General features: G+C 55.6%; 14 protein-coding genes and 1 pseudogene. 7 read left to right on the top strand and 8 right to left on the bottom strand.

Annotation, left to right across the window (positions count from 1 at the left end; genetic code table 11):
* Positions 1–193: 193 nt before the first annotated feature.
* Together mprF and AC4ANE_RS08350 are read left to right on the top strand one after the other, a co-directional pair.
* Positions 194–2,811, top strand: a pseudogene (gene mprF, locus AC4ANE_RS08355) (bifunctional lysylphosphatidylglycerol flippase/synthetase MprF).
* Positions 2,811–4,145 (top strand): virulence factor family protein, encoded by a 1,335-nt coding sequence (locus AC4ANE_RS08350; protein ID WP_460408822.1) that lies wholly within the window; start codon positions 2,811–2,813, stop codon positions 4,143–4,145. The pseudogene mprF and the gene AC4ANE_RS08350 overlap by 1 nt, the downstream one beginning before the upstream one ends.
* Before the next feature lie 97 nt (positions 4,146–4,242).
* On the opposite strand, the gene AC4ANE_RS08345 is transcribed toward AC4ANE_RS08350, so the two are convergent.
* On the bottom strand, positions 4,243–6,138 hold the full coding sequence (locus tag AC4ANE_RS08345; protein ID WP_005733333.1) for a potassium transporter Kup: 1,896 nt from the start codon (positions 6,136–6,138) through the stop codon (positions 4,243–4,245).
* A 319-nt stretch (positions 6,139–6,457) separates the two neighbouring features.
* Here AC4ANE_RS08345 and AC4ANE_RS08340 point away from each other — a divergent pair, with 319 nt between their 5' ends.
* From AC4ANE_RS08340 to AC4ANE_RS08330, 3 genes are all read left to right on the top strand, one after another.
* Positions 6,458–7,549, top strand: coding sequence for a catalase family protein (locus tag AC4ANE_RS08340; protein ID WP_460408821.1), 1,092 nt, complete (start codon positions 6,458–6,460; stop codon positions 7,547–7,549).
* 613 nt (positions 7,550–8,162) lie between these two features.
* Positions 8,163–8,477, top strand: a complete 315-nt coding sequence (locus AC4ANE_RS08335; protein WP_460408819.1) for a hypothetical protein — start codon at positions 8,163–8,165, stop codon at positions 8,475–8,477.
* Complete coding sequence (locus AC4ANE_RS08330) at positions 8,477–8,764, top strand: helix-turn-helix domain-containing protein (protein WP_460408817.1); 288 nt, start codon at positions 8,477–8,479, stop codon at positions 8,762–8,764. Before AC4ANE_RS08335 ends, AC4ANE_RS08330 begins: the two co-directional genes overlap by 1 nt.
* Positions 8,765–8,802: 38 nt before the next feature.
* Here AC4ANE_RS08330 and AC4ANE_RS08325 read toward each other — a convergent pair whose 3' ends face one another.
* Entirely contained in the window at positions 8,803–9,477 is a 675-nt protein-coding gene (locus AC4ANE_RS08325; RefSeq protein WP_460408816.1) for a hypothetical protein, read from the bottom strand.
* A gap of 753 nt (positions 9,478–10,230) precedes the next feature.
* Here AC4ANE_RS08325 and AC4ANE_RS08320 point away from each other — a divergent pair.
* Both AC4ANE_RS08320 and AC4ANE_RS08315 read left to right on the top strand, forming a co-directional pair.
* Entirely contained in the window at positions 10,231–11,484 is a 1,254-nt protein-coding gene (locus AC4ANE_RS08320) for a hypothetical protein (protein WP_460408815.1), read from the top strand.
* A gap of 182 nt (positions 11,485–11,666) precedes the next feature.
* Positions 11,667–13,118: a toll/interleukin-1 receptor domain-containing protein gene (locus AC4ANE_RS08315; protein WP_460408814.1), complete on the top strand. Its 1,452-nt coding sequence runs from the start codon at positions 11,667–11,669 to the stop codon at positions 13,116–13,118.
* 45 nt (positions 13,119–13,163) lie between these two features.
* On the opposite strand, the gene AC4ANE_RS08310 is transcribed toward AC4ANE_RS08315, so the two are convergent.
* The 6 genes from AC4ANE_RS08310 to AC4ANE_RS08285 are packed head-to-tail and all read right to left on the bottom strand — an operon-like array spanning position 13,164 to position 19,103.
* Entirely contained in the window at positions 13,164–14,135 is a 972-nt protein-coding gene (locus AC4ANE_RS08310) for a phage baseplate assembly protein V (protein WP_460408813.1), read from the bottom strand.
* Entirely contained in the window at positions 14,108–14,818 is a 711-nt protein-coding gene (locus tag AC4ANE_RS08305) for a hypothetical protein (protein ID WP_460408812.1), read from the bottom strand. Before AC4ANE_RS08305 ends, AC4ANE_RS08310 begins: the two co-directional genes overlap by 28 nt.
* Entirely contained in the window at positions 14,815–15,345 is a 531-nt protein-coding gene (locus tag AC4ANE_RS08300; RefSeq protein WP_055010898.1) for a baseplate complex protein, read from the bottom strand. The genes AC4ANE_RS08305 and AC4ANE_RS08300 overlap by 4 nt, the downstream gene beginning before the upstream one ends.
* Complete coding sequence (locus AC4ANE_RS08295; RefSeq protein WP_460408811.1) at positions 15,342–16,274, bottom strand: hypothetical protein; 933 nt, start codon at positions 16,272–16,274, stop codon at positions 15,342–15,344. Before AC4ANE_RS08295 ends, AC4ANE_RS08300 begins: the two co-directional genes overlap by 4 nt.
* Positions 16,264–16,764, bottom strand: coding sequence for a hypothetical protein (locus AC4ANE_RS08290; RefSeq protein ID WP_460408810.1), 501 nt, complete (start codon positions 16,762–16,764; stop codon positions 16,264–16,266). The genes AC4ANE_RS08295 and AC4ANE_RS08290 overlap by 11 nt, the downstream gene beginning before the upstream one ends.
* On the bottom strand, positions 16,761–19,103 hold the full coding sequence (locus AC4ANE_RS08285) for a phage tail protein (RefSeq protein ID WP_460408808.1): 2,343 nt from the start codon (positions 19,101–19,103) through the stop codon (positions 16,761–16,763). Before AC4ANE_RS08285 ends, AC4ANE_RS08290 begins: the two co-directional genes overlap by 4 nt.
* Between the last annotated feature and the right edge of the window lie 4 nt (positions 19,104–19,107).

Raw genomic sequence — 19,107 nt, 5'->3', positions numbered from 1 at the left:
TACTAAGCTGAATCACGACTGAACCTCGGCTGAACAGCATCGCCTGGCCGGATTCGCTATTCGCTCGTTAGACGTTGACGCGCTAACATCCTGAAATATTTTCTGCGTAGGGATTGGTAACTTGGCTGCATACCTCCATCCTGTCGCGCACGATCCAAGGAGTGATTGATGCGCGACAACATGTCCGATTCCAATGAAACCGTTGATGCAGAGCAACCCGGCAGCCCACCACGCCAGAACTGGCGGGAGCTGCTAAGCAAATACCGGCAGCCTATCGGGCTGGCGGTGATGCTGCTGTTGTTCAGCCTGGCCCTTATTGCCTGCCGCCACATGCTGGTCGAAATGGACTGGTATGCGCTGCACGACTCACTGTTCGCAGTGCCCCTGCCCGCTCTGGGCGGCGCGCTGCTCGCGGCAATCGTCGGCTATATCATCCTGATGGGCTACGAACTGTCCGCCAGTCGCTATGCCAATGTCGATCTGCCCATCAAGACGCTGCTTCTCGGCGGCTTCACCTCGTTTGCCATCGGCAATGCGGTCGGCCTGTCGATGCTGTCCGGTGGCTCGGTACGCTACAGGCTTTATTCACGCCATGGCGTAGGCGCAATCGAAATCGCCCGCATGACCGTATTCGCCAGCCTTTCGCTAGGCTGTGCGTTGCCGCCACTGGCGGCACTGGCCACGCTGAGCAACCTGTCCGGCGCGTCACTGGCGCTCAAGCTTCCAGTAGACGTACTGGCCGTCGTTGCCACGGCGGTACTGGTGGGTAGCCTGCTGCTGGCGGTCTTTGTCTACCGTCGCCGCCTGCCGGAACAGGACATCCCGCACAATATTCTGGTTCGTCTCGGTCGTCGTACCTTGCGCCTTCCAGACTTGAAGCTGACGCTGATCCAACTGGTGATTACCGCGCTGGACGTCGCTGCGGCGGCGATGGTGTTGTACCTGCTGCTGCCGCACGCGCCGCCTCTCGGTGCGTTCATCCTTATTTACCTGCTGGCTCTTGCTGCAGGCGTGCTCAGCCATGTTCCTGGCGGCGTCGGCGTGTTCGAGGCCATTCTGCTCGCAGCCTTTGCCAACGAACTGGGTGCCGCCCCGCTAGCCGCCGCGCTGCTACTTTACCGCTTGATCTACGTGATCCTGCCGCTGCTGCTGGCCTGCCTTACCCTACTGTTTACCGAAGCCCAGCGCCTGCTGCCGACCAAGCAAGCCATGCGCGTTGCCTCGGGGCTGGCGGCACCGATTCTGGCCCTACTGGTTTTCTTGTCGGGGGTGGTGCTGCTCTTCTCTGGCGCCACCCCTGAAATCGATACCCGACTGGAAAACGTCGGCTTCATGATCCCGCATCGGCTGATCGACGCGTCGCACTTCGGAGCAAGTCTTGTGGGCGTGCTGTGCCTGCTGCTTGCCCAGGGCCTGCGTCGTCGGCTGTCTGCGGCCTGGATGCTGACCTCTATTTTGCTGCTGGTCGGTGCAGTGCTGTCGATACTCAAGGGCTTCGACTGGGAAGAGGCCAGCATGCTGCTGCTGACCGCCTGCCTGCTGCTCACGTTCCGCCGTTCGTTCTACCGCCCAAGCCGCCTGCTGGAGCTGCCGTTCTCGCCGGTCTACCTGATTGCCAGCATTTGTGTAGTCGGTGCCTCGATCTGGCTGCTGCTGTTCGCCTATCAGGACGTGCCTTACAGCCATCAGTTGTGGTGGCAGTTCACACTGGATGCAGATGCCCCACGCGGCCTGCGCTCGGCCCTTGGTAGCGCGGTGCTGTTGGTGGTGGTCTCGCTGACCTGGTTGCTGCGTACTGCCAGACCGGTCATCAAACTGCCCGACGCGGCAGATCTGGACAAGGCAGCCGAGATCCTCAAGGCATCCAAACAGCCGGATGGCGGTCTGGTGCTGACCGGCGATAAGGCGATCCTGTTCCATCCGGCTGGCAATGCGTTCCTGATGTACTCGCATCGCGGCCGCAGTCTGGTAGCGCTTTACGACCCGATTGGCCCGACCCAGCAGCGTGCCGAGCTGATCTGGCAGTTCCGCGACCTGTGCGACGTGCACCATGCTCGCCCGGTGTTCTATCAGGTGCGCGCGGAAAACCTGCCGTTCTACATGGACATCGGCCTCACCGCCATCAAGCTGGGCGAGGAAGCGCGCGTTGACCTGCGACGCTTCGATATCGACGCCAAAGGCAAGGAAATGAAAGACCTGCGTTACACCTGGAACCGAGGTGGCCGCGATGGGCTTTCGCTGGAAATCTACGAGCCGGGCCAAGCGCCTATCGATGAGCTGAAAGTGATTTCCGATGCCTGGCTAACCGGCAAGAATGTCCGCGAAAAAGGCTTCTCGCTGGGCCGCTTCAGCACTGAGTACCTCAAGTACTTCCGCATTGCCATCGTGCACTTCCAGGGCAAACCAGTCGCGTTTTCCAACCTGCTGGAAACCACCAGCCCGGAACTGGCCAGCCTGGACCTGATGCGATCTCACCCGGACGCCCCCAAGCTGACCATGGAATTCATGATGGTCGGCCTGATTCTGCATTATAAAGCCCAGGGTTATGCGCGATTCAGCCTGGGAATGGTGCCTTTGTCGGGGCTGCAGCCACGACGTGGCGCGCCGATCACTCAGCGCCTGGGTTCGATGATCTTTCGTCGTGGCGAGCAACTGTACAACTTCCAGGGGCTGCGTCGCTTCAAGGACAAGTTCCAGCCCGACTGGGAACCTCGTTATATGGCCGTGCCTGCCGGACTTGATCCGCTCGTGGCACTGGCTGACACCGCCGCCCTGATTGCGGGCGGCCTGACTGGATTGGTGAAACGCTGATGATTCGACGCTCCTGGCGCCTTTTGCTTGCAGCTCTGGTAATTGTTCTTTTAGTCGTAGCACTGGGAATATGGATCTGGAACCGCCCTGCCCCGCCCGCATCGCAGGAACACTTGAACCTTGACGGTGGCGCGCCACTGACCAGCGTGACACCGGCCACCAGCATCAAGACCCGCATTGCGCTGGCCGTCACCGCTGAAGAAATGCTCACCGACAAGCAGTTGCTGGCGATCAGCAAGGACGCTTCGGCACGCATCATTCAGGTGGTATTGCCCAAGGACGACTGCGTCCTGCAACAGAAAACCTTTCAGGAAGCCCTGGCGAAGCTTGACGGCCCCGCGAAGGTTGTCGGTGGCATAGGCCCTGGCGCAACTCTGGCGTGGCGCTGGCTGGCCGAGCAGACCGACGACAAGGCGCAGGCCATTTCCGTCGGGTTTGCGCTGGAGCATGTTTCGAATCCGCCGCCTGTTCTGGAGGAAGACGAGAAACCGCCGCAGATCTGCGACGTGCCGCTGCCGCAAAAAGCTCCGCACGGACACTGGCTGGCCGCCTGGAACGACGCCCCGGATGATCCGAGTGCAGCGTTCGTGCGTGACCAGACCAATGCCGACACCAGCATCAGCGACTACGACATTCCGCTGCCTCAGGTGCTCAACACCGAGCTGCGCCACCTGTTACTCGGTGAAAACGACAGTGGCGGCCTGGGCATCCCGGTCGTCGAAGTCCCGGCCAGCCAGCCTTCCGATACCGTGACACTGTTCATGTCCGGTGACGGCGGCTGGCGCGATCTGGACAAGGTCGTGGCAGGCGACATGGCCAAGATGGGCTATCCGGTGGTGGGCATCGACGTGTTGCGCTACTACTGGGAACACAAGACACCGGAGCAGACCGCTGTCGATCTCACCGACCTGATGAACCACTACCGTCAGAAATGGGGCACCAAGCGCTTCATCCTGGCTGGCTACTCGTTCGGCGCGGACGTGATGCCCGCGATCTACAACCGCCTGGCTGCGGATGATCAGAATCGGGTCGACGCGATCATTCTGCTGGCCTTCGCCCGTACTGGCAGCTTCGAGATTCACGTCGACGGCTGGCTCGGCAACGCAGGCAAGGAAGCCACCACCGGACAGGAGATGGCCAAGCTGCCAGCCGCCAAGGTGTTCTGTGTTTATGGTGTCGAAGAGAAGAAAGACAGCGGTTGCACCGACACTACCGCAGTCGGCGAGGCCGTTCAGTTGCCTGGAGGTCACCACTTCGATGAAGACTATCCGGCACTGGCCAAGCGCCTGATCGACGCCATCAACAAGCGTCAGGGCAAGGCTACCGCTCAGTAAGCGCCGCCAGATAGAAGTCTGAACGGCATAAAAAATCCCGGCACCGTGAGGTCGCCGGGATTTTTTTATCCACGCTGCCAGCCTTGCCAGCGAACGCTTACATCTCTACTTGCGTACCCAGCTCGATCACCCGATTGAACGGCAGCTTGAAGAAGCGCAGGTTGCCGTTGGCATTCTTGAGCATGAACGCGAACAGCGCCTCACGCCAGCGCGCCATGCCATCCATCTTCGACGGAATCACCGTTTCGCGGCTGAGGAAGTACGTGGTGCGCATTGGACTGAAATCCAGCTCCGGCAGATCACACAAGGCCAGCGCAGCAGGCACATCGGGCTCATCAATAAATCCGAAGTGCAGGATCACCCGGTAAAAGCCTTCGCCATAGGATTCCACTTCAACGCGCTGAGCGGCAGGCACACGCGGTGAGTCCTCATACACCACCGTCAACAGCACCACTTGCTCGTGCAGTACCTGGTTGTGCAGCATGTTATGCAGTAGCGCATGAGGCACGGCATCCGAACGTGCGGTCAGGAACACCGCCGTGCCCTGCACGCGATGCGGCGGCTGAACGCGAATACTGCCGATGAAGATCGGCAACGGCAGGCCGCCCTCGTCAATCCGCTCCGCCAATAGTTGCTTACCGCGCTTCCAGGTGGTCATGAGGATGAACAGCACTGCACCTGCCAGAACCGGGAAGGCACCGCCCTGGAAGATCTTCGGTACGTTGGCCGCAAAGAACAGGCCATCCACCAGCAGCAGGCAGATCAGCAACGGAACAGCCAGCAACGGCGGCCATTTCCAGAGCATCAGCATCACCGTCGACACCAGAATGGTGGTGCAGAGCATGGTCCCGGTCACTGCCACGCCGTACGCAGATGCGAGCGCGCCAGACGATTCGAAGCCGATCACCAGCAGAATGACACCCGCCATCAGCGCCCAGTTGACGGCACCGATGTATATCTGGCCCTGCGCATCACTGGAGGTGTGCTGGATATGCATGCGCGGAATGTAGCCCAGCTGGATCGCCTGCAGCGTCATCGAGAACGCGCCGGAGATTACCGCCTGCGAGGCAATGATGGTCGCCATCGTCGACAGGCCAATCAATGGCAGCAACGCCCAGCCCGGTGCCAGCAAATAGAAAGGGTTGCGAACCGTTTCAGGGTTGCCCAGCACCAGCGCACCCTGGCCAAAATAGTTGAGCAGCAGTGCTGGCAGCACAAGGATGAACCAGGCACGCGAAATCGGCTTGCGACCGAAGTGCCCCATGTCGGCATACAGTGCCTCGGCACCGGTCAGGGCCAGCACCACAGCACCAAGAATGGCAACGCCAATACCCGGATGGATGATGAAGAAATTCACACCCCAGGCCGGATTGACCGCTTTGAGCACTTCCGGCGACTGCATGATGCCGTAAACGCCCAGCGCGCCGAGCACCAGAAACCAGGTCACCATCACCGGGCCGAACAGCACGCCGATGCGTGCCGTGCCGTGGCGCTGAATCAGAAACAGCCCCACCAGCACAATCAGCGCCATGGGCACGATCCAGTGATCGAGGCCATCGAAGGCCAGTTCCAGCCCTTCCATCGCCGACAATACCGAGACTGCCGGGGTAATCATGCTGTCACCGTAGAACAGCGCAGCACCGAACAACCCGAACACCACCATCATCATTTGCAGTTTGGGGTGTTTGGCCGATGCTCGACGCGCCAGCGCCATCAACGCCATGATGCCGCCCTCGCCCTGGTTGTCAGCACGCAGAACAAACGCCATGTACTTGAACGAAACAACCCAGATCAGCGACCAGAAGATCAGTGACAACACCCCGAGTATCGCGTCATGCGTGACTTCCACGCCGTAACCGCCCTGAAACACTTCCTTGAGGGTGTACAGCGGGCTTGTTCCGATATCGCCATAAACCACCCCCACTGCCGCGATCAGCAACCCGATAGGCTTGGCAGTGCCTGCGGCCTCCCCATGACTGTTTGTTTGACTCATCCACTACTCCCGGAAACCAGACATGAGGTTCAACACTGAGAACATCACAACGCGTAACAATTCAGATTCAGCCAGACATTGACATGCCTCGGCGCGATGGCGCGAAGCATAACGCAGCACTCGTTGTAATTCTTGGTGAAACGCAAACGGCGAAAATGATCAGGCCAGCGCGCCCCGTCTTTCAGGCAGTTTACGGGGAGATATTTCTCATTGAACGACGCAAATACCGGCCGGTCATTACTTAAGCCTGCCGCCTGAAAGTTCATCAAGAACCGCATCGACGTCCGGGTACCCTGATCCCTCTGACCGAGATGCCCTGATGACTACAAAAAATCTGACTGTTCACCCATTACGCTTCCAGCCCTCATTTGAAGTCGTCCCCGACGATGAAGCGCAAACCAGCAAAGAGCTGGTGGAAGCCATGCATTCCATTCTTGAAACCACTCTGCGAGACACCGGGCACGCCATTCGCAGTGTGCATGCCAAGGCACACGGGTTACTTCGCGGGCAGATTCAGGTCTATGACGACCTGCCCGAGCCGCTGGCTCAAGGCGCGTTTGCGAAACCTGGAAATTTCCCGCTCTTCATGCGGTTCTCAACCAACCCGGGGGATATTCTTGACGACAAGGTCTCAACGCCCAGGGGGCTGGCGATCAAACTTGTGGGTATCGAAGGCACGCGCTTGCCCGGCAGCGCCGACGCATCGACCCAGGATTTCGTCATGCAGAACGCCAAGGCCTTTACTGCCAGGGACCCCAAGGCTTTTTTGAAAACCTTGAAGTTATTGGCCAAAACAACTGACAAAGCGCCGGGCATTAAGAAGGCACTGTCTGCAGTCCTTCGCGGTATCGAGTCCGCTATCGAGTCTGCCGGGGGCGAGAGTGGCACACTGAGAAGTCTCGGCGGGCACCCGATGACTCATATTCTCGGCGAGACGTTCTACACCGTCGTACCTTTTCTGTACGGGCCCTACTACGCCAAGCTGAGCGTAGTCCCCATTTCCCCAGAGTTGATGGCGCTGACCGACAAGGCTGTGGACCTGAAAGACAAGCCGGATGGCCTGCGTGAGGCAGTCAAAGCGTTTTTCCTCGAAAACGATGCCAGCTGGGAGGTTCGTATCCAACTGGCCACGGACCTGGAGAAGATGCCGGTAGAGGATGCGTCGGCGATCTGGCCGGAAGACCTCAGCCCCTACGTGGCAGTCGCTCGAATCGATGTCCCCCGCCAATCCTCGTGGTCAGAGCAAAGCATTCAGGAAATCGATGAAGGCATGTCATTCAGCCCATGGCATGGTCTTGAGGCGCACCGTCCGCTGGGCGGAGTGATGCGAGTGCGCAAACCTGCCTACGAACACTCGGCGGGCTTTCGCAGTCAGCACAATGGGTGCCCGATGCACGAGCCACGGGGTTAACAGGTCAATCGGCCCGAGGTTAGATCCTTATGGCGATGGCTCCCGTTTCATCAGTGCGCATCTGATGAAACGGAACAGCCTTCAGGCAAATACGACTTCAACTCGCGGCCGAGAGCGTAGCCAGATACGTCCTGCATATCCTGAAGGTCTCAACCAATGCGCCTCCCTCCCGAACCTGACAATTGCGCACACAAAGTATGCAGGCTCGCGCAACAGCCAAGCGCTCTTTGAGCATAAATCCTCTCCTCGCCTGACATACGTCGCAATTCTCATCCAAACGCTGGTCATCGCGCCCGCTCACCGCTAGAATTGCGCACTTTTTGATCAGAGGCGCAGCAAGCGCCCAGTCAGCGCCTGCGCTTCGCGTTCGGGTGCCCTTCACGCCGAGGTTTGCCATGTCCACCGTCACCACGCCGTCCGCCCCAAAGGTCGGATTCGTTTCACTGGGTTGTCCCAACGATGCTCTATCTATATATTTTCGTTTCCGTGACTCGCTTAGCTACCACTCGTCCCCTCGATAAGAAAAAACGCAAGCTGACACCAGTGTCACCTTGTGCAAAAAAGATCAACGCCCTATGATCCACCTACGCCAATGACGCATAGCAGGGATTGCATGATCTTCATCGAAACTCCGATTTTTACCTACGACGTTAAGGAGTATCTGGACGATGAAGAATACCGAGCTCTGCAGGTCTATTTGGCTGAGTATCCCGAGGCGGGCTCTCTTCTCGAAGGCACAGGCGGCCTCAGAAAAATCCGCTGGGCGGCCAAGGGAAAAGGTAAGCGGGGAGGCGTTCGAGCGATCTACTATTACGTAGTCGCAGCTCAACAAATCCGGATGATTCTGATCTACAAGAAGGGAATCATGGATACGCTGACCGATAGACAGAAAGCGCAACTTTGCGAAATCAATAAAGGGTGGAAATAATGGAACAGGGTCTCTTCGATCGTCTTGTGGAAAGCATGACTCAGATGGATGAGATTGACCGCGGTGAGCGTCAGCCATCGCGTGAATTCCACATAGATGCGGTTCAGGTGAAAAAAATTCGCCAAGCGACTGGTCTCTCGCAGGTCAAATTTGCCAAGCGTATAGATGTGGCCGTAGGGACGCTGCAGAACTGGGAGCAAGGTCGTCGTGAGCCTGAAGGTCCTGCTCGTGCTTTGCTTCGTGCGATTCACAAAGATCCAGAGCACGTACTTGCTGCATTAAACTAAAGAATTTGCTTTGCATGAAATCAAGAAAGCCAACAACTTCAATGATTCCATAACGTGTCTGTGTATATATGCTGAATACAAAACTGCGTGGATTGGACGGGCGTTGGACGACCAGAAGCTGTTCCATTTAGTGAGTAGAATGCTAACGCATGCACACTGATCAAACCCAGTAGTGTTATGCCTGAGAGCATAATAACCCTGAAAGCGCTTGACGTTAAATAGCGAACGTTAGCGTGTTTTTTCAGGTCTTGTACAAGGTTATCTGCCTTCAACTGGTTGTCTACGATGAGCTGCGTGCAGCTTCCCAACAGATGGCTGCTCCAGAGGTGGTCACGCATCGTGTGATGTTTAGAAAGAATTTGGAACGACGTTCGGAAAGCTCTTATCCGATCGTAGGTGAACGCTACGCCGCCAGCTAGATCGACCCCTAACAAACCGATTCTTTCGGCGTTTGCCTCGAAAATCGGGCTGGACTGATCGGGCATTTCAGCCAATGGCATTGGCTTCCCCTCGTCCAGGAGTGCTTTCATTGCCTTTAGTCCGGATTGCAGATCCGTTAGCGACGATAGTATTGAACCCAGTTCACCAGCCAATGCAGCTGCCATAGCCTTGCTGTCTCTGAATCTACGGTAATCCTCGACAACAAAATGCCCACAAAACCCCACCAGAACAGCCGAGGTGAACGCAATAAGTGCCGGCGCAATATTGTCCATAGGCCCAGATCCTTTTTGTTTAGTTTTGTGAAATTCAAAGAATTGAGTGCAGCCCTTGTGTTTCGTGGCTTTCAGGACGTTCAACCTGGATCCGCGAACACCCAACTTTGTCTTCACGCAATCTCATCATTTTTTGAAAAAGCCCTGAAAATCATGGTTTTCTAGATTTTTTATCAATGAAACCAGCACCGCGGGTAGCGCGTGTCTGCTGATCATTTTGCACCTTGTCGAGTCACAACGCTGCATTTTCCTGCAAATCTTTGCACAGGATGAAAATGCGATAAGCCTACCGAAGCGTGCGCCCTGCTTAAGCTGCTAGCCCGTTTGCATCACCTTCGGTATTGCACAAAAAAAGGATAGAGACCCCGTCGGCGGGAGGGGGATAAGTGCATTTTAAGAAGATTTTTTTTCAGCTAATTTTTTTTGCTAGCTCACGCTAAGCTACCCTTGGATGGACGAATCCGCGCTGGACTGATTGGTAAGGCGGTCAAAGACAGCTTCAGAAGGTACCTCTACGCACCTGCGGCCTTCCTGCTTAGTCCAAGAACTTGACAAACCATCTGTCGCGCTTAGCCACCGCAGCTGACCCTGTCAAAATAGCGGAGTTTCCGAAGAGCTCACGTCAGATTAGAAATAAATAAATTTTCTAAGACTGATCGATTGAAAAAAATGCAGATTAAAAGATGAATTTATGCCGTAAATTTATAACACTACAACAGGACCATTAAATATTTTATCGAAAAGGCTTATATAGTGAAAATAACGCTAATTGAAAATGGCTTAGACTCCCTTAGAAAAGGATATCAATTCTTAGGCGAGCATGAAAAGCTAATAAGTAACGGGGCTGACGACTCCGATTTATTTTCCGTATTAAAGGATGCTATATTAAACATCCAGCACGGCGTGGAAATACTATTTAAACATTTACTTCTCCAGAAAAATGAGTTCTTGGTTTACACAGACATAAGCAAATTAAAAGAGGCTTACCGAAGCAAAGCAAAAGGAGAAATTTCGGAGCTTTACGAAGCTGAAGGAGTTCATACTGTAACCTTTAAAGAATCTATAGATCGACTACGCGATATATGCGGAATTCCAATCAGCGAGTCACTAAAAAAGAAACTTTTAAAAGTAGAGTCTTGGCGAAACAAAATCACACATAGCGCTGCGATAATAACAGATGACGATGTTCCAAAGGTACTTCTAGAACACTTACTCGATCTAGATAAACTATTAGCACCTGTAATAGGTGAGCCCTACCTCAAAGGACAAGGTCGAGTCGATCTAGATCGAGCGTATACGCTTACCATGAATACTTATGGCGAACTAGCAAACAAACTAAAAGCACAGAGTATCGAGGCGTTGATTTCAGCCTTACGGTCTGTGAATATGAGCAATGTTCGTGCTCCAGGCGTCTTCAGAATTAAAGACATTAACAAAGCACACGCCCTACTGGTACATTTGCAAAACACAGGAAATCTTAATTTTTCATGTGACATTGTAAACGGCCATTGCTCAGGGCACGCTATAGTTACTGAAGAGTTAAGCAATAGAATTATGACAGTCTATACAACAGATAACGAGGTTGGCTATCAATTTCAGTTTTCAGATCTCGTTATCTATATCCCCGAAATCAACAATAACTTGTCCCCGCTAGTTTTTTTATACTCTTCTAAACTCAGGCCAACCGGGTTGAATCCTGTTGTTGAGGCTGATGGAGCATGGGAGGTTCAGCACGGCCTTATGCTTGATGAAGTCGGAACCGAGCTTTGGAGCCGTGACGATTATGAAAAATCTATAGAAGAGGTCTACAGTGAGCGGCCACCTACACTGCCTGCACACAAAGATATAATAAGAATTCTGTCTAATGGCCTGGCAGTCTTTATGAATGTAAGGAAGCTAAACTATCCCGGCAATACCGTCTTTAATACAGAGTCTTTTTCCTCAGCAGAAAAGATTATTCAACGTTTGACCCATAAAATCGAGCGTAGAGAAGCAGCCAAAGATTAAAGCTCATGATAGCCATGATGATTTCGCTATCTTCGAGGACTCTAAAAACACTATGTTCATTTGCATCAAGTCATCGATCGAAAAAATTTGATAGCCTCTTTGAGGTAGCGGCTGTAGCCTTAGAGAATGAGTGCAGTAGCCTTATATTAGACAGCCCCCCTATCAAGCAAGGAAAAGCTTATATGAAGAATCCAAAAGTTTTCATTTCTTATAGCTGGTCAACGCCAGAACATGAGGAATGGGTACTAGAGCTTGCTGAACAATTAATGCAGTCAGGCATAGAAACGATTTTGGATAAATGGGACCTTCAGATAGGTCACAATGCATATCACTTCATGGAGAAAATGGTAAACGATGAAACTATTGATAAAGTCCTGATAGTATGCGATGAGACCTATGTCCTGAAAGCAAACTCTATGAATAGCAGCGGCGTTTCAACAGAAACACAGATCATCTCTCCGGCAGTCTACGCCAACAATAATCAAGAGAAATTTGTTGCCTTGGTTACTCAAAGAGATGAGAAAGGCAAAGCTTATTTACCTACGTATTACTCTACAAGAATGTATATAGATTTTAGCAATTCGCAGAGTAGCGAAAGCTTTGAGAAACTTGTCAGATTTATATTTGGGAAGCCATTACATAAACGACCCGATCTAGGCGCACCGCCGGCCTATATCACAAATGAATCATCGCCATCTTTAGGAACGACTGCAGCTTTCAACAGAGCTTATGCTGCTTTGAGAAATGGGAAAAGCCAAGCCGAGGGAGCTGTGGAAGAGTACTTCTCTACATTCATCACCAACCTTGAAAAATTTAAAGTTTGCCTTGTGAATGAAAATGCTGACGACAAAGCAAATAAAGTTTATGAAAGTGTAAATTCTCTTCTGGAATATAGAAATGAAGCAGTAATATTGTTCTCTGCTATCTCTCAGTACTCCCCCTCTAGTACAATGATAAAACGCATTCATAGCTTCTTCGACCGTCTAGTCGTTTTCCTCTTCCCTAGTGGTGAAGGTAGATATACTGACTGGGATTTTGACAACTTTAAGTTCCTTAGCAGAGAACTATACCTATGCATGATAGCGGCTTTTATAAAACAGGAAAGATTTCAAGAGATTAATCATATCCTAACGTCTAACTATTTTATAAAAAACTCATCAATAACATATAAAGGCGTCTTGTGTGATCACTCAGTTTTCTCTTGGCACCTACCATCACTTGGGCACAAGAACAAGTCTCAAAAGCTGGGCAAAACGAGTTTGCCGGCGACCATGCTAAAAGAGCGCGCTGGCGCTGCAGGTGTGTCATTCGAAGATATGATGCAAGCTGATTTCTTACTTTATCTACGCGCAAAAATCAATTTAGCAGATGGGTTGGACGACGTACTAGTTCATTGGTGGCCTGATACGGCTGTATATGTCTCGCATCATGCAGACACATTCGAAATATTCGTTCGAGCAGCGTCGTCTAGATATTACGAAAGAATAAAACCAATACTTAATGATTGGCCGGAAGACCGCCTGCTTGATATGGTGAACGACCTTATTGCCGATGGTCGTCTGCCGAAATTTGGATGGGACACGCTACAAATTCGCACACTGATGGGTGCGGACAAGCTTTGCACGAGACCCTGATCCTCTCGAAATAATCCTTTGGCCTATGACGACGCCTCATCTGCTTTACAACGTGACGGTCGCAAGCAGGCCAGACAATTTTTTTGCGCGCACTGCATCTGCAGTAAACGTGGAAGCATTGCTTGGCACAGGCGTCGGCCCATGAGTATGGTCGGCGAGCCGTGTGTTCATGTCTTGGACAAGATCGAGCAGATCACACACCACCTGAAAGATGTTCACACCGTCCGACCCAACCCAGTTTTTAGGAGCCTGCAGCCGCTGGCTCTTGCTGGTAATGCTCTCTCGTAACCCCTGAATACGCTCGTGCATGTCGCCACCCACCGTGGCGTTGTGCTTCTGCCCGACCACCAGGTTCAGATCCCGACCGGTAGCCTGGTGCAGGTCATCCACCGCTGCCAGGCTCGCGGATCCACCTGACAACAGCTTGAGCGCGCCCAAAGCCTCGATCTTCTTCACCCCACCCACTGACTCGGTCGAATGGTCATCCACCGTCCTGGTATGACTCTGGAAGTGCTCGGCGTTGGTCATGGCGTCGACCTCGCGCTCGATCGCCTGGTCCTGGATCTTGCCGTCAGTCTTGCGTAGCCAGTTACCGTCCGCGTCGACGCGCTGCTGCACTGCGTCACTGTGCTGCCATACCTGGTCGCCCTTGGGCACCTTCGGCAGTGTCAGGCCGTGCGGCAGGATGGTCTGGATGTAGGGCTTGTGTGGCAGGCCATAGGCAAAACATACGACGACTTGAGTGCCCTCCTCCGGAAAGGCAAAGAATCCCATCTCATCGCCACCCACCGGCATGGGTAGCGGCACGCCGGCCAGTACCGGCAATTGTGTATCGATCTCGCCGTCCGGCCCCATCACCTGCAGGTCGACCGAGAAGCGCGGGCGAAAGTCGTCACACAGCCCGGCGCTGGCCGGCGCATCCGCCACGGCCACCACCTTGGCGAAGCGCGGCAAGTGATAGCCGCCGGTGAGTTCAGGGAATTGTCGTTCTACGCTGCGCTTGATTGCGTCGTCCATTTGATAGCCATCTGCGTGCCGGCCAGCGTCACGTTCGTGATGCGCTCGCCCTGATTGATTGATACGCCTGGTCGCAAGCCCGGTAGGGCCGCGATCATAGCGCTCTGGCTGCCCTGGTAACCGTCGAAAAGGTTAACCGGCAACTGCAACGGCGACCGAGCGCCGTAGAAACTGTCAGCCCAGGCACCGACGTAGATCTCGCCGTCGCCCTGTTGCTGCCAGATAAAGTCCTTGATGCCAAATACCCGCTCCATGCTGTCCAGTGCCTGATATCCAGCGGCCAGGTTGTAGAAGAACGGTGTCTTGGTGCGTGTATAAGCCTGATCCGGTACCCGAAAGCGCAGCCCGGTCTTGCCGCCGATATCGGCCAGCACAGCGCGCAGATCCACGTGGCGTAGGTTCATGGGCAACGGGTTGGCCAGCACCGCGGCTAACTCGCGGCACAGCACCACCTGCTCGATGCCGTTGGTGGCAGTGCAACGCTCGACATAGCCAATGAAATGACGCTGCAGGACCGCTTCGTTGTAGCCGATATCGAAGGTGACCAAACCTTTGACGGTGGCACCTGCCTTGATCGTGAACGTGGCACGGCCCGGACTCTTGAGGTCCAGACGAACGTCGTCATTGATCAGCGGCATGGTCACGCCGCCGATCGTCAGCACCTTGTGCAGCTTCATGCTCATGGCGTGCCGCCCAGGTAGGTGTCCACCTTCTTGAGCACTGCCTCAAAGCCGGTTAGCTCTTCGGGCGTGCCCGATCCGCTGCCCGCAACACCATCACCTGGTGCTGACTGCGACGTGACGCCGTTGCCGGCGCGCCGGTTCTCGACCTTCTCCGGGTTGGATAGCTTCTCGCTCAGGGTGAACTGGACGATCCATTGGGCCAGTGTGTCGTCCTCGCGGGCGCTGACCCCGTCAGAGAACGTCACCTGCCGGATGCCAAAGGCCTTGGCCGTGTCGTTCACGATGCGGTAGGTCTGGAGCTGGCCACCGCCTGCAGTCGCCTCGGCCAGGCGCATGATAGTGCGCAGGTCCTCAAGGGCCTTGTAGGGGATTGTCAGCGCGACGGTCAGCGTCTTGGGTTTGAACCCCTTGTGCGATTTGTCGGTAGCCGATGTCTGGCCGCCCAGCTCGTCGGCCTCGATCTTGAGGTTGGCCGTCAGCTTCATGCGGTGGCCGACGATCTGCTCGCCATTGAGTAGCAGCGTCATAGGCCCACCAGTTCCTGGACAAAGCTCAGACTCTCCGCAGATCCGACCAACAATGCGCCGGCACACAGCGGCCATTCGTGACCAGGTGCTTCGCCTTCGAGCAGTTCGCGGCGCAGCTGGCCCAGGTCACCCGGTCCCAGCATCCTGGACTGTATCGATACGTCGTCGGCACTGTTGGTGAACTGGGCTTTCAGATCGGCCAGCTGCTGCTCGCGCTCTTGTACCTGCGCCTTCTTTCGCGCCTGCAGATCTGCGAGGTCCGCCATGGGCGAGCTGTCGGCGGCATAGCCTTCGAGTACCGCCAGTTGTCCGGCCATGGACTGGCTGGCCAGCTTGGTGATCGGGCAGCGCTGCAGCGGCAACTGGCTCCAGAGCGGCATTTGCCCCGCGATCGGCATGATCCATTTTTCCACTTCCAGCTTGGCCAGGTGTTCGGCACGGCGCTCGGCGCGCACCAGGTCAGGCATAGGCAACACCACATTGAACCGCCCCAGCGTCGCGGCGAGCTGGTCAAGGCGCGTGGCGAGGAATATCAGTACCAGGGCGCTCTGCTGACCTTGCGGACGGACTGCGTCGGTCGTGTCAGTCAACTTGTCGGCCAGCAGCTGCAGCAGGTTGGGCGCAGACAGAAAGCGTTGGTGACCACCGCTGCCCTGCCCTACACCGTACTGAAACGGCGTCACCACAATGCATGACGGAATGTTTTCGAACTGCGCGACCAACGCATCACGTCCGGCACTGATGGCGGACTTCGCGGCCCCTGCGATCAGACCAGGACTGGTGGTGGCGATATCGGCCAGCGTCGATACGCGCTGGCCGGTGATGACCATTTCACTCTGGATCAACTCCCGAGCGTCCGCCATTTGGTCCATCCACTGCGTGGCCTGCACCGGCCACTGCAGCTTGATCGGTGACCACTCATTCGCCATCGAGCACGACCGCTTCGATCCAGTCCGGTTTAACCGGCTGCGTGGTTCCCTTTGGGTAGCCAGGCACCTGCGGCCATTCACGCACTGCCTGCCGCCAGGTCAGCAACTGGGTGAACTGCTCGGGTGTGATCGGCAGTTCACCGCCCAGATCGCGAGCATCGCGGTACTGCGATACCAAGTTGTCCGAGACTTTCAAACGCAGCTCCACCCAGAGCTTGGCCAGCAACGCCGGGTCGGCCTGGACAACGATGTCCTCGGCGTACTCGGTAGCGTGGCCACCGGCGTCCAGATAGTCGACAACAGCCTGGTAAAGCGGCGGGTTGTAGTCCTGGGTAACATGACAACGGTTGCCAGCAACGGTTATCACGAACGAGCCATCGTTTTTAGTGGCCACCTCGGAGAAGGACACGCCCAAAGCCACTGGCTCTTCGGGAGCCGCGAAAATCGGCGGCATGACCTCTTCAGGGATTTCAAGTATCACGTCTGTCATGCTGCGTACCTCCAGGCGAAACCGTAAATGGTGCTTCCGCCGCTGAATGAAATAACTGTCCCGCCAGCTGCCTGGCCACTTCGACCAATCACGCCGGCACCGCCCGAGTAGTAATGCATCAGCGAATAGCACCAGGTGCCGCCAGCGGGCAGTCTCACTTCAGTCGCGGTGACAGAGACCGCCAGGAAGTTGTTGTTGTCGGGCCGGTAAAAGTTTTGCTCGCCCCACAAGAGGCCGAGGTCAGTGTTATCCACTTGCGCCCGAACACCTGTTCCGTTGGCTGCCCATCCCAGTCGCAACTGATTGCCTGCCTGGTTCGCACCGCCGCCCTGTTGAACGGGCGTGTAGTCGAGGCGTTTTTGCAGGTAGTGAACGGCACCGTTTGAGGCACGTCGAAAGTACGGATAATCCGGGTTATCACTGGCAAAACCCGCTGTGGTAATTGAGTCGGCGGCGACCCTTGCGGCTACCAGCGTGTTGACCTGAGCAGCGGTGTAACAGTCAGTGATGCCGTAGCCGGCGATGGAATTGGCCTTGTTAGCTTTATCGTTGGGGTTGAACGACTGCTCAGTCCAGATTCGGCCCATATCTGTGGCGTCTACCGTCAATTTCAGACCGACGTCTGACCAACCGATAAACACCTTGTTGGTCTTCTGGCCTGCACCGCCACCCTGCTGCAAGGGCGTGTAGCCAATCTGCGGCTGTAGGTAGTAGACCTTGTCATCAGAGATGCGACGGAAGTACGGATAGTCGGTGTTGTTGCTGGCAAAACCGGCGTGAACAATGGAGTCGGCCAGTACCCGTCTGCCCACCAGGTCGTTGACCTGAGTGGTGGTGTAGGCATCGGAGATACCGTAGCCGGCCAGCGTATTAGCCTTGTTGGCCTTGTCATTGGGGTTGAATGACGTTTCCGTCCAGATCCTGCCCATGTCGGTGCCGTCAACGCTCACTTTCAGCATCGCGCCGGTCCAGCCGATGTTGATCTGATTGCCCTTCTGGTCAGGCCCACCGCCTTGCTTCACGAAACTTTTGTTCGCGTCATCCTTGCTGTACGCATCGGTGATGCCGTAGCCAGCAAGCGTTGTCGGGTTACTGCCGCTGGTGATCAGGCCTTTCAGGTTGACGGCTACTTTTGTGTACGTGCCTGCCGGCACGCCGCTATCAGCCAGCGTCAGGGTGATATTGGTATCACTCGCGCCGTCATAGGTCCCGATGCCGCTGGCTGCACCGTTGAATCGAAAGGCTCGCGGCGTAACCAGGCGCACTGCCCTGCCGACGGTGGTCGAGCCATCAACGATCGCAGCAATGGCCTGGAAGATCGCCGTGCGCACGGCATTGACCATCCTGGTGGTCGCCAGCACAGCGCTGCTGCTGTTGGCAGGATCATCGCTGATCGCGTTCGGCACATTGCTCAGCCCGACGTCTTCCTTGGTCGTGGCACGGGCGCGCAGATCTGGATAGTCACCAACCCGCGCCGCGAAGTGCTTCACCAGCTCGCTGTCGATCGCCTCGATCGGACGCAGGTCGACCAGGCTGCTGGTGCCGGTGATGTCGGCCAACGGCACCAGGTAGTGCCTGGCCGAGGCGCTGTCGGTGTAGTCGACCTTCGCTTCCTGGCCGAACACCACTTTGAACGAGGCCACGACGTCGCTCAGCTCGCGCTGCAGCACCACATCCAGCCACGCTTTGGTCGGCACTGCCGGCACGGTCACAGGCAACACAGCATCGAGCTGCAGACGAACGCCTTCGACATAAGCCACGCCCGGATTGAGCTGGTAGGCATTGCCCACCTTCTGCAGCTGCAGGCCTGCGCCGAAAAAGCATGCGCGCCCGAACATGTCCCGGTTGCTGATGCGCTCACGCTCATCGATGCCTTTCATTCGCGCGGTGTAATCGAACTGCCAGGTACTGGCGTCGATCTTGATGCCAGTCAGCTGCTGGGCACCGTCGAACACCAACAGGAAGTTGCGCGTGACGTTGTTGCCGATCTGGTCGGGCAGGATGTTCTTGCGCTTCTGTTGCACAGGCACGTAGGCGACCGACAGCAGCACGTCGTCGCTGGTCTCCATGCCGATCCAGTTCCAGTCGAAGTCGCCGATATCGGTGCCCATCAGCAGGCTGTACACCACTTGGTTAGGGTTCACGTAACCCTGCTGGGTGATGCTTGCGGTGTAGACGATCTGGGCCGCTGGCGGCTTCACGCCGGCGCGATTGACCGGGCCGCTCACGTTGAGGCCTGGCACGTTGGCCAGCACGAAGCGGGCCACGGTCAGCGGCAGGTTGGCCGCTTGTTTCTGGGCGATCAGTTTCTCGCCGGCGAGGGTGATACTTGCAGCCATGAGG

The organism is Pseudomonas sp. Pme6b (assembly GCF_058129925.1).
This window is presented reverse-complemented; position numbering and strand designations above follow the sequence as displayed.

What these genes read in the sequence shown, in the direction of transcription:
- AC4ANE_RS08350 (WP_460408822.1), top strand. Translation starts at nt 2,811, where the DNA reads ATGATTCGACGCTCCTGGCGCCTTTTGCTTGCAGCTCTGGTAATTGTT.
- AC4ANE_RS08345 (WP_005733333.1), bottom strand. Translation starts at nt 6,138, where the DNA reads ATGAGTCAAACAAACAGTCATGGGGAGGCCGCAGGCACTGCCAAGCCT.
- AC4ANE_RS08340 (WP_460408821.1), top strand. Translation starts at nt 6,458, where the DNA reads ATGACTACAAAAAATCTGACTGTTCACCCATTACGCTTCCAGCCCTCA.
- AC4ANE_RS08335 (WP_460408819.1), top strand. Translation starts at nt 8,163, where the DNA reads ATGATCTTCATCGAAACTCCGATTTTTACCTACGACGTTAAGGAGTAT.
- AC4ANE_RS08330 (WP_460408817.1), top strand. Translation starts at nt 8,477, where the DNA reads ATGGAACAGGGTCTCTTCGATCGTCTTGTGGAAAGCATGACTCAGATG.
- AC4ANE_RS08325 (WP_460408816.1), bottom strand. Translation starts at nt 9,477, where the DNA reads ATGGACAATATTGCGCCGGCACTTATTGCGTTCACCTCGGCTGTTCTG.
- AC4ANE_RS08315 (WP_460408814.1), top strand. Translation starts at nt 11,667, where the DNA reads ATGAAGAATCCAAAAGTTTTCATTTCTTATAGCTGGTCAACGCCAGAA.
- AC4ANE_RS08310 (WP_460408813.1), bottom strand. Translation starts at nt 14,135, where the DNA reads ATGGACGACGCAATCAAGCGCAGCGTAGAACGACAATTCCCTGAACTC.
- AC4ANE_RS08305 (WP_460408812.1), bottom strand. Translation starts at nt 14,818, where the DNA reads ATGAGCATGAAGCTGCACAAGGTGCTGACGATCGGCGGCGTGACCATG.
- AC4ANE_RS08300 (WP_055010898.1), bottom strand. Translation starts at nt 15,345, where the DNA reads ATGACGCTGCTACTCAATGGCGAGCAGATCGTCGGCCACCGCATGAAG.
- AC4ANE_RS08295 (WP_460408811.1), bottom strand. Translation starts at nt 16,274, where the DNA reads ATGGCGAATGAGTGGTCACCGATCAAGCTGCAGTGGCCGGTGCAGGCC.
- AC4ANE_RS08290 (WP_460408810.1), bottom strand. Translation starts at nt 16,764, where the DNA reads ATGACAGACGTGATACTTGAAATCCCTGAAGAGGTCATGCCGCCGATT.
- AC4ANE_RS08285 (WP_460408808.1), bottom strand. Translation starts at nt 19,103, where the DNA reads ATGGCTGCAAGTATCACCCTCGCCGGCGAGAAACTGATCGCCCAGAAA.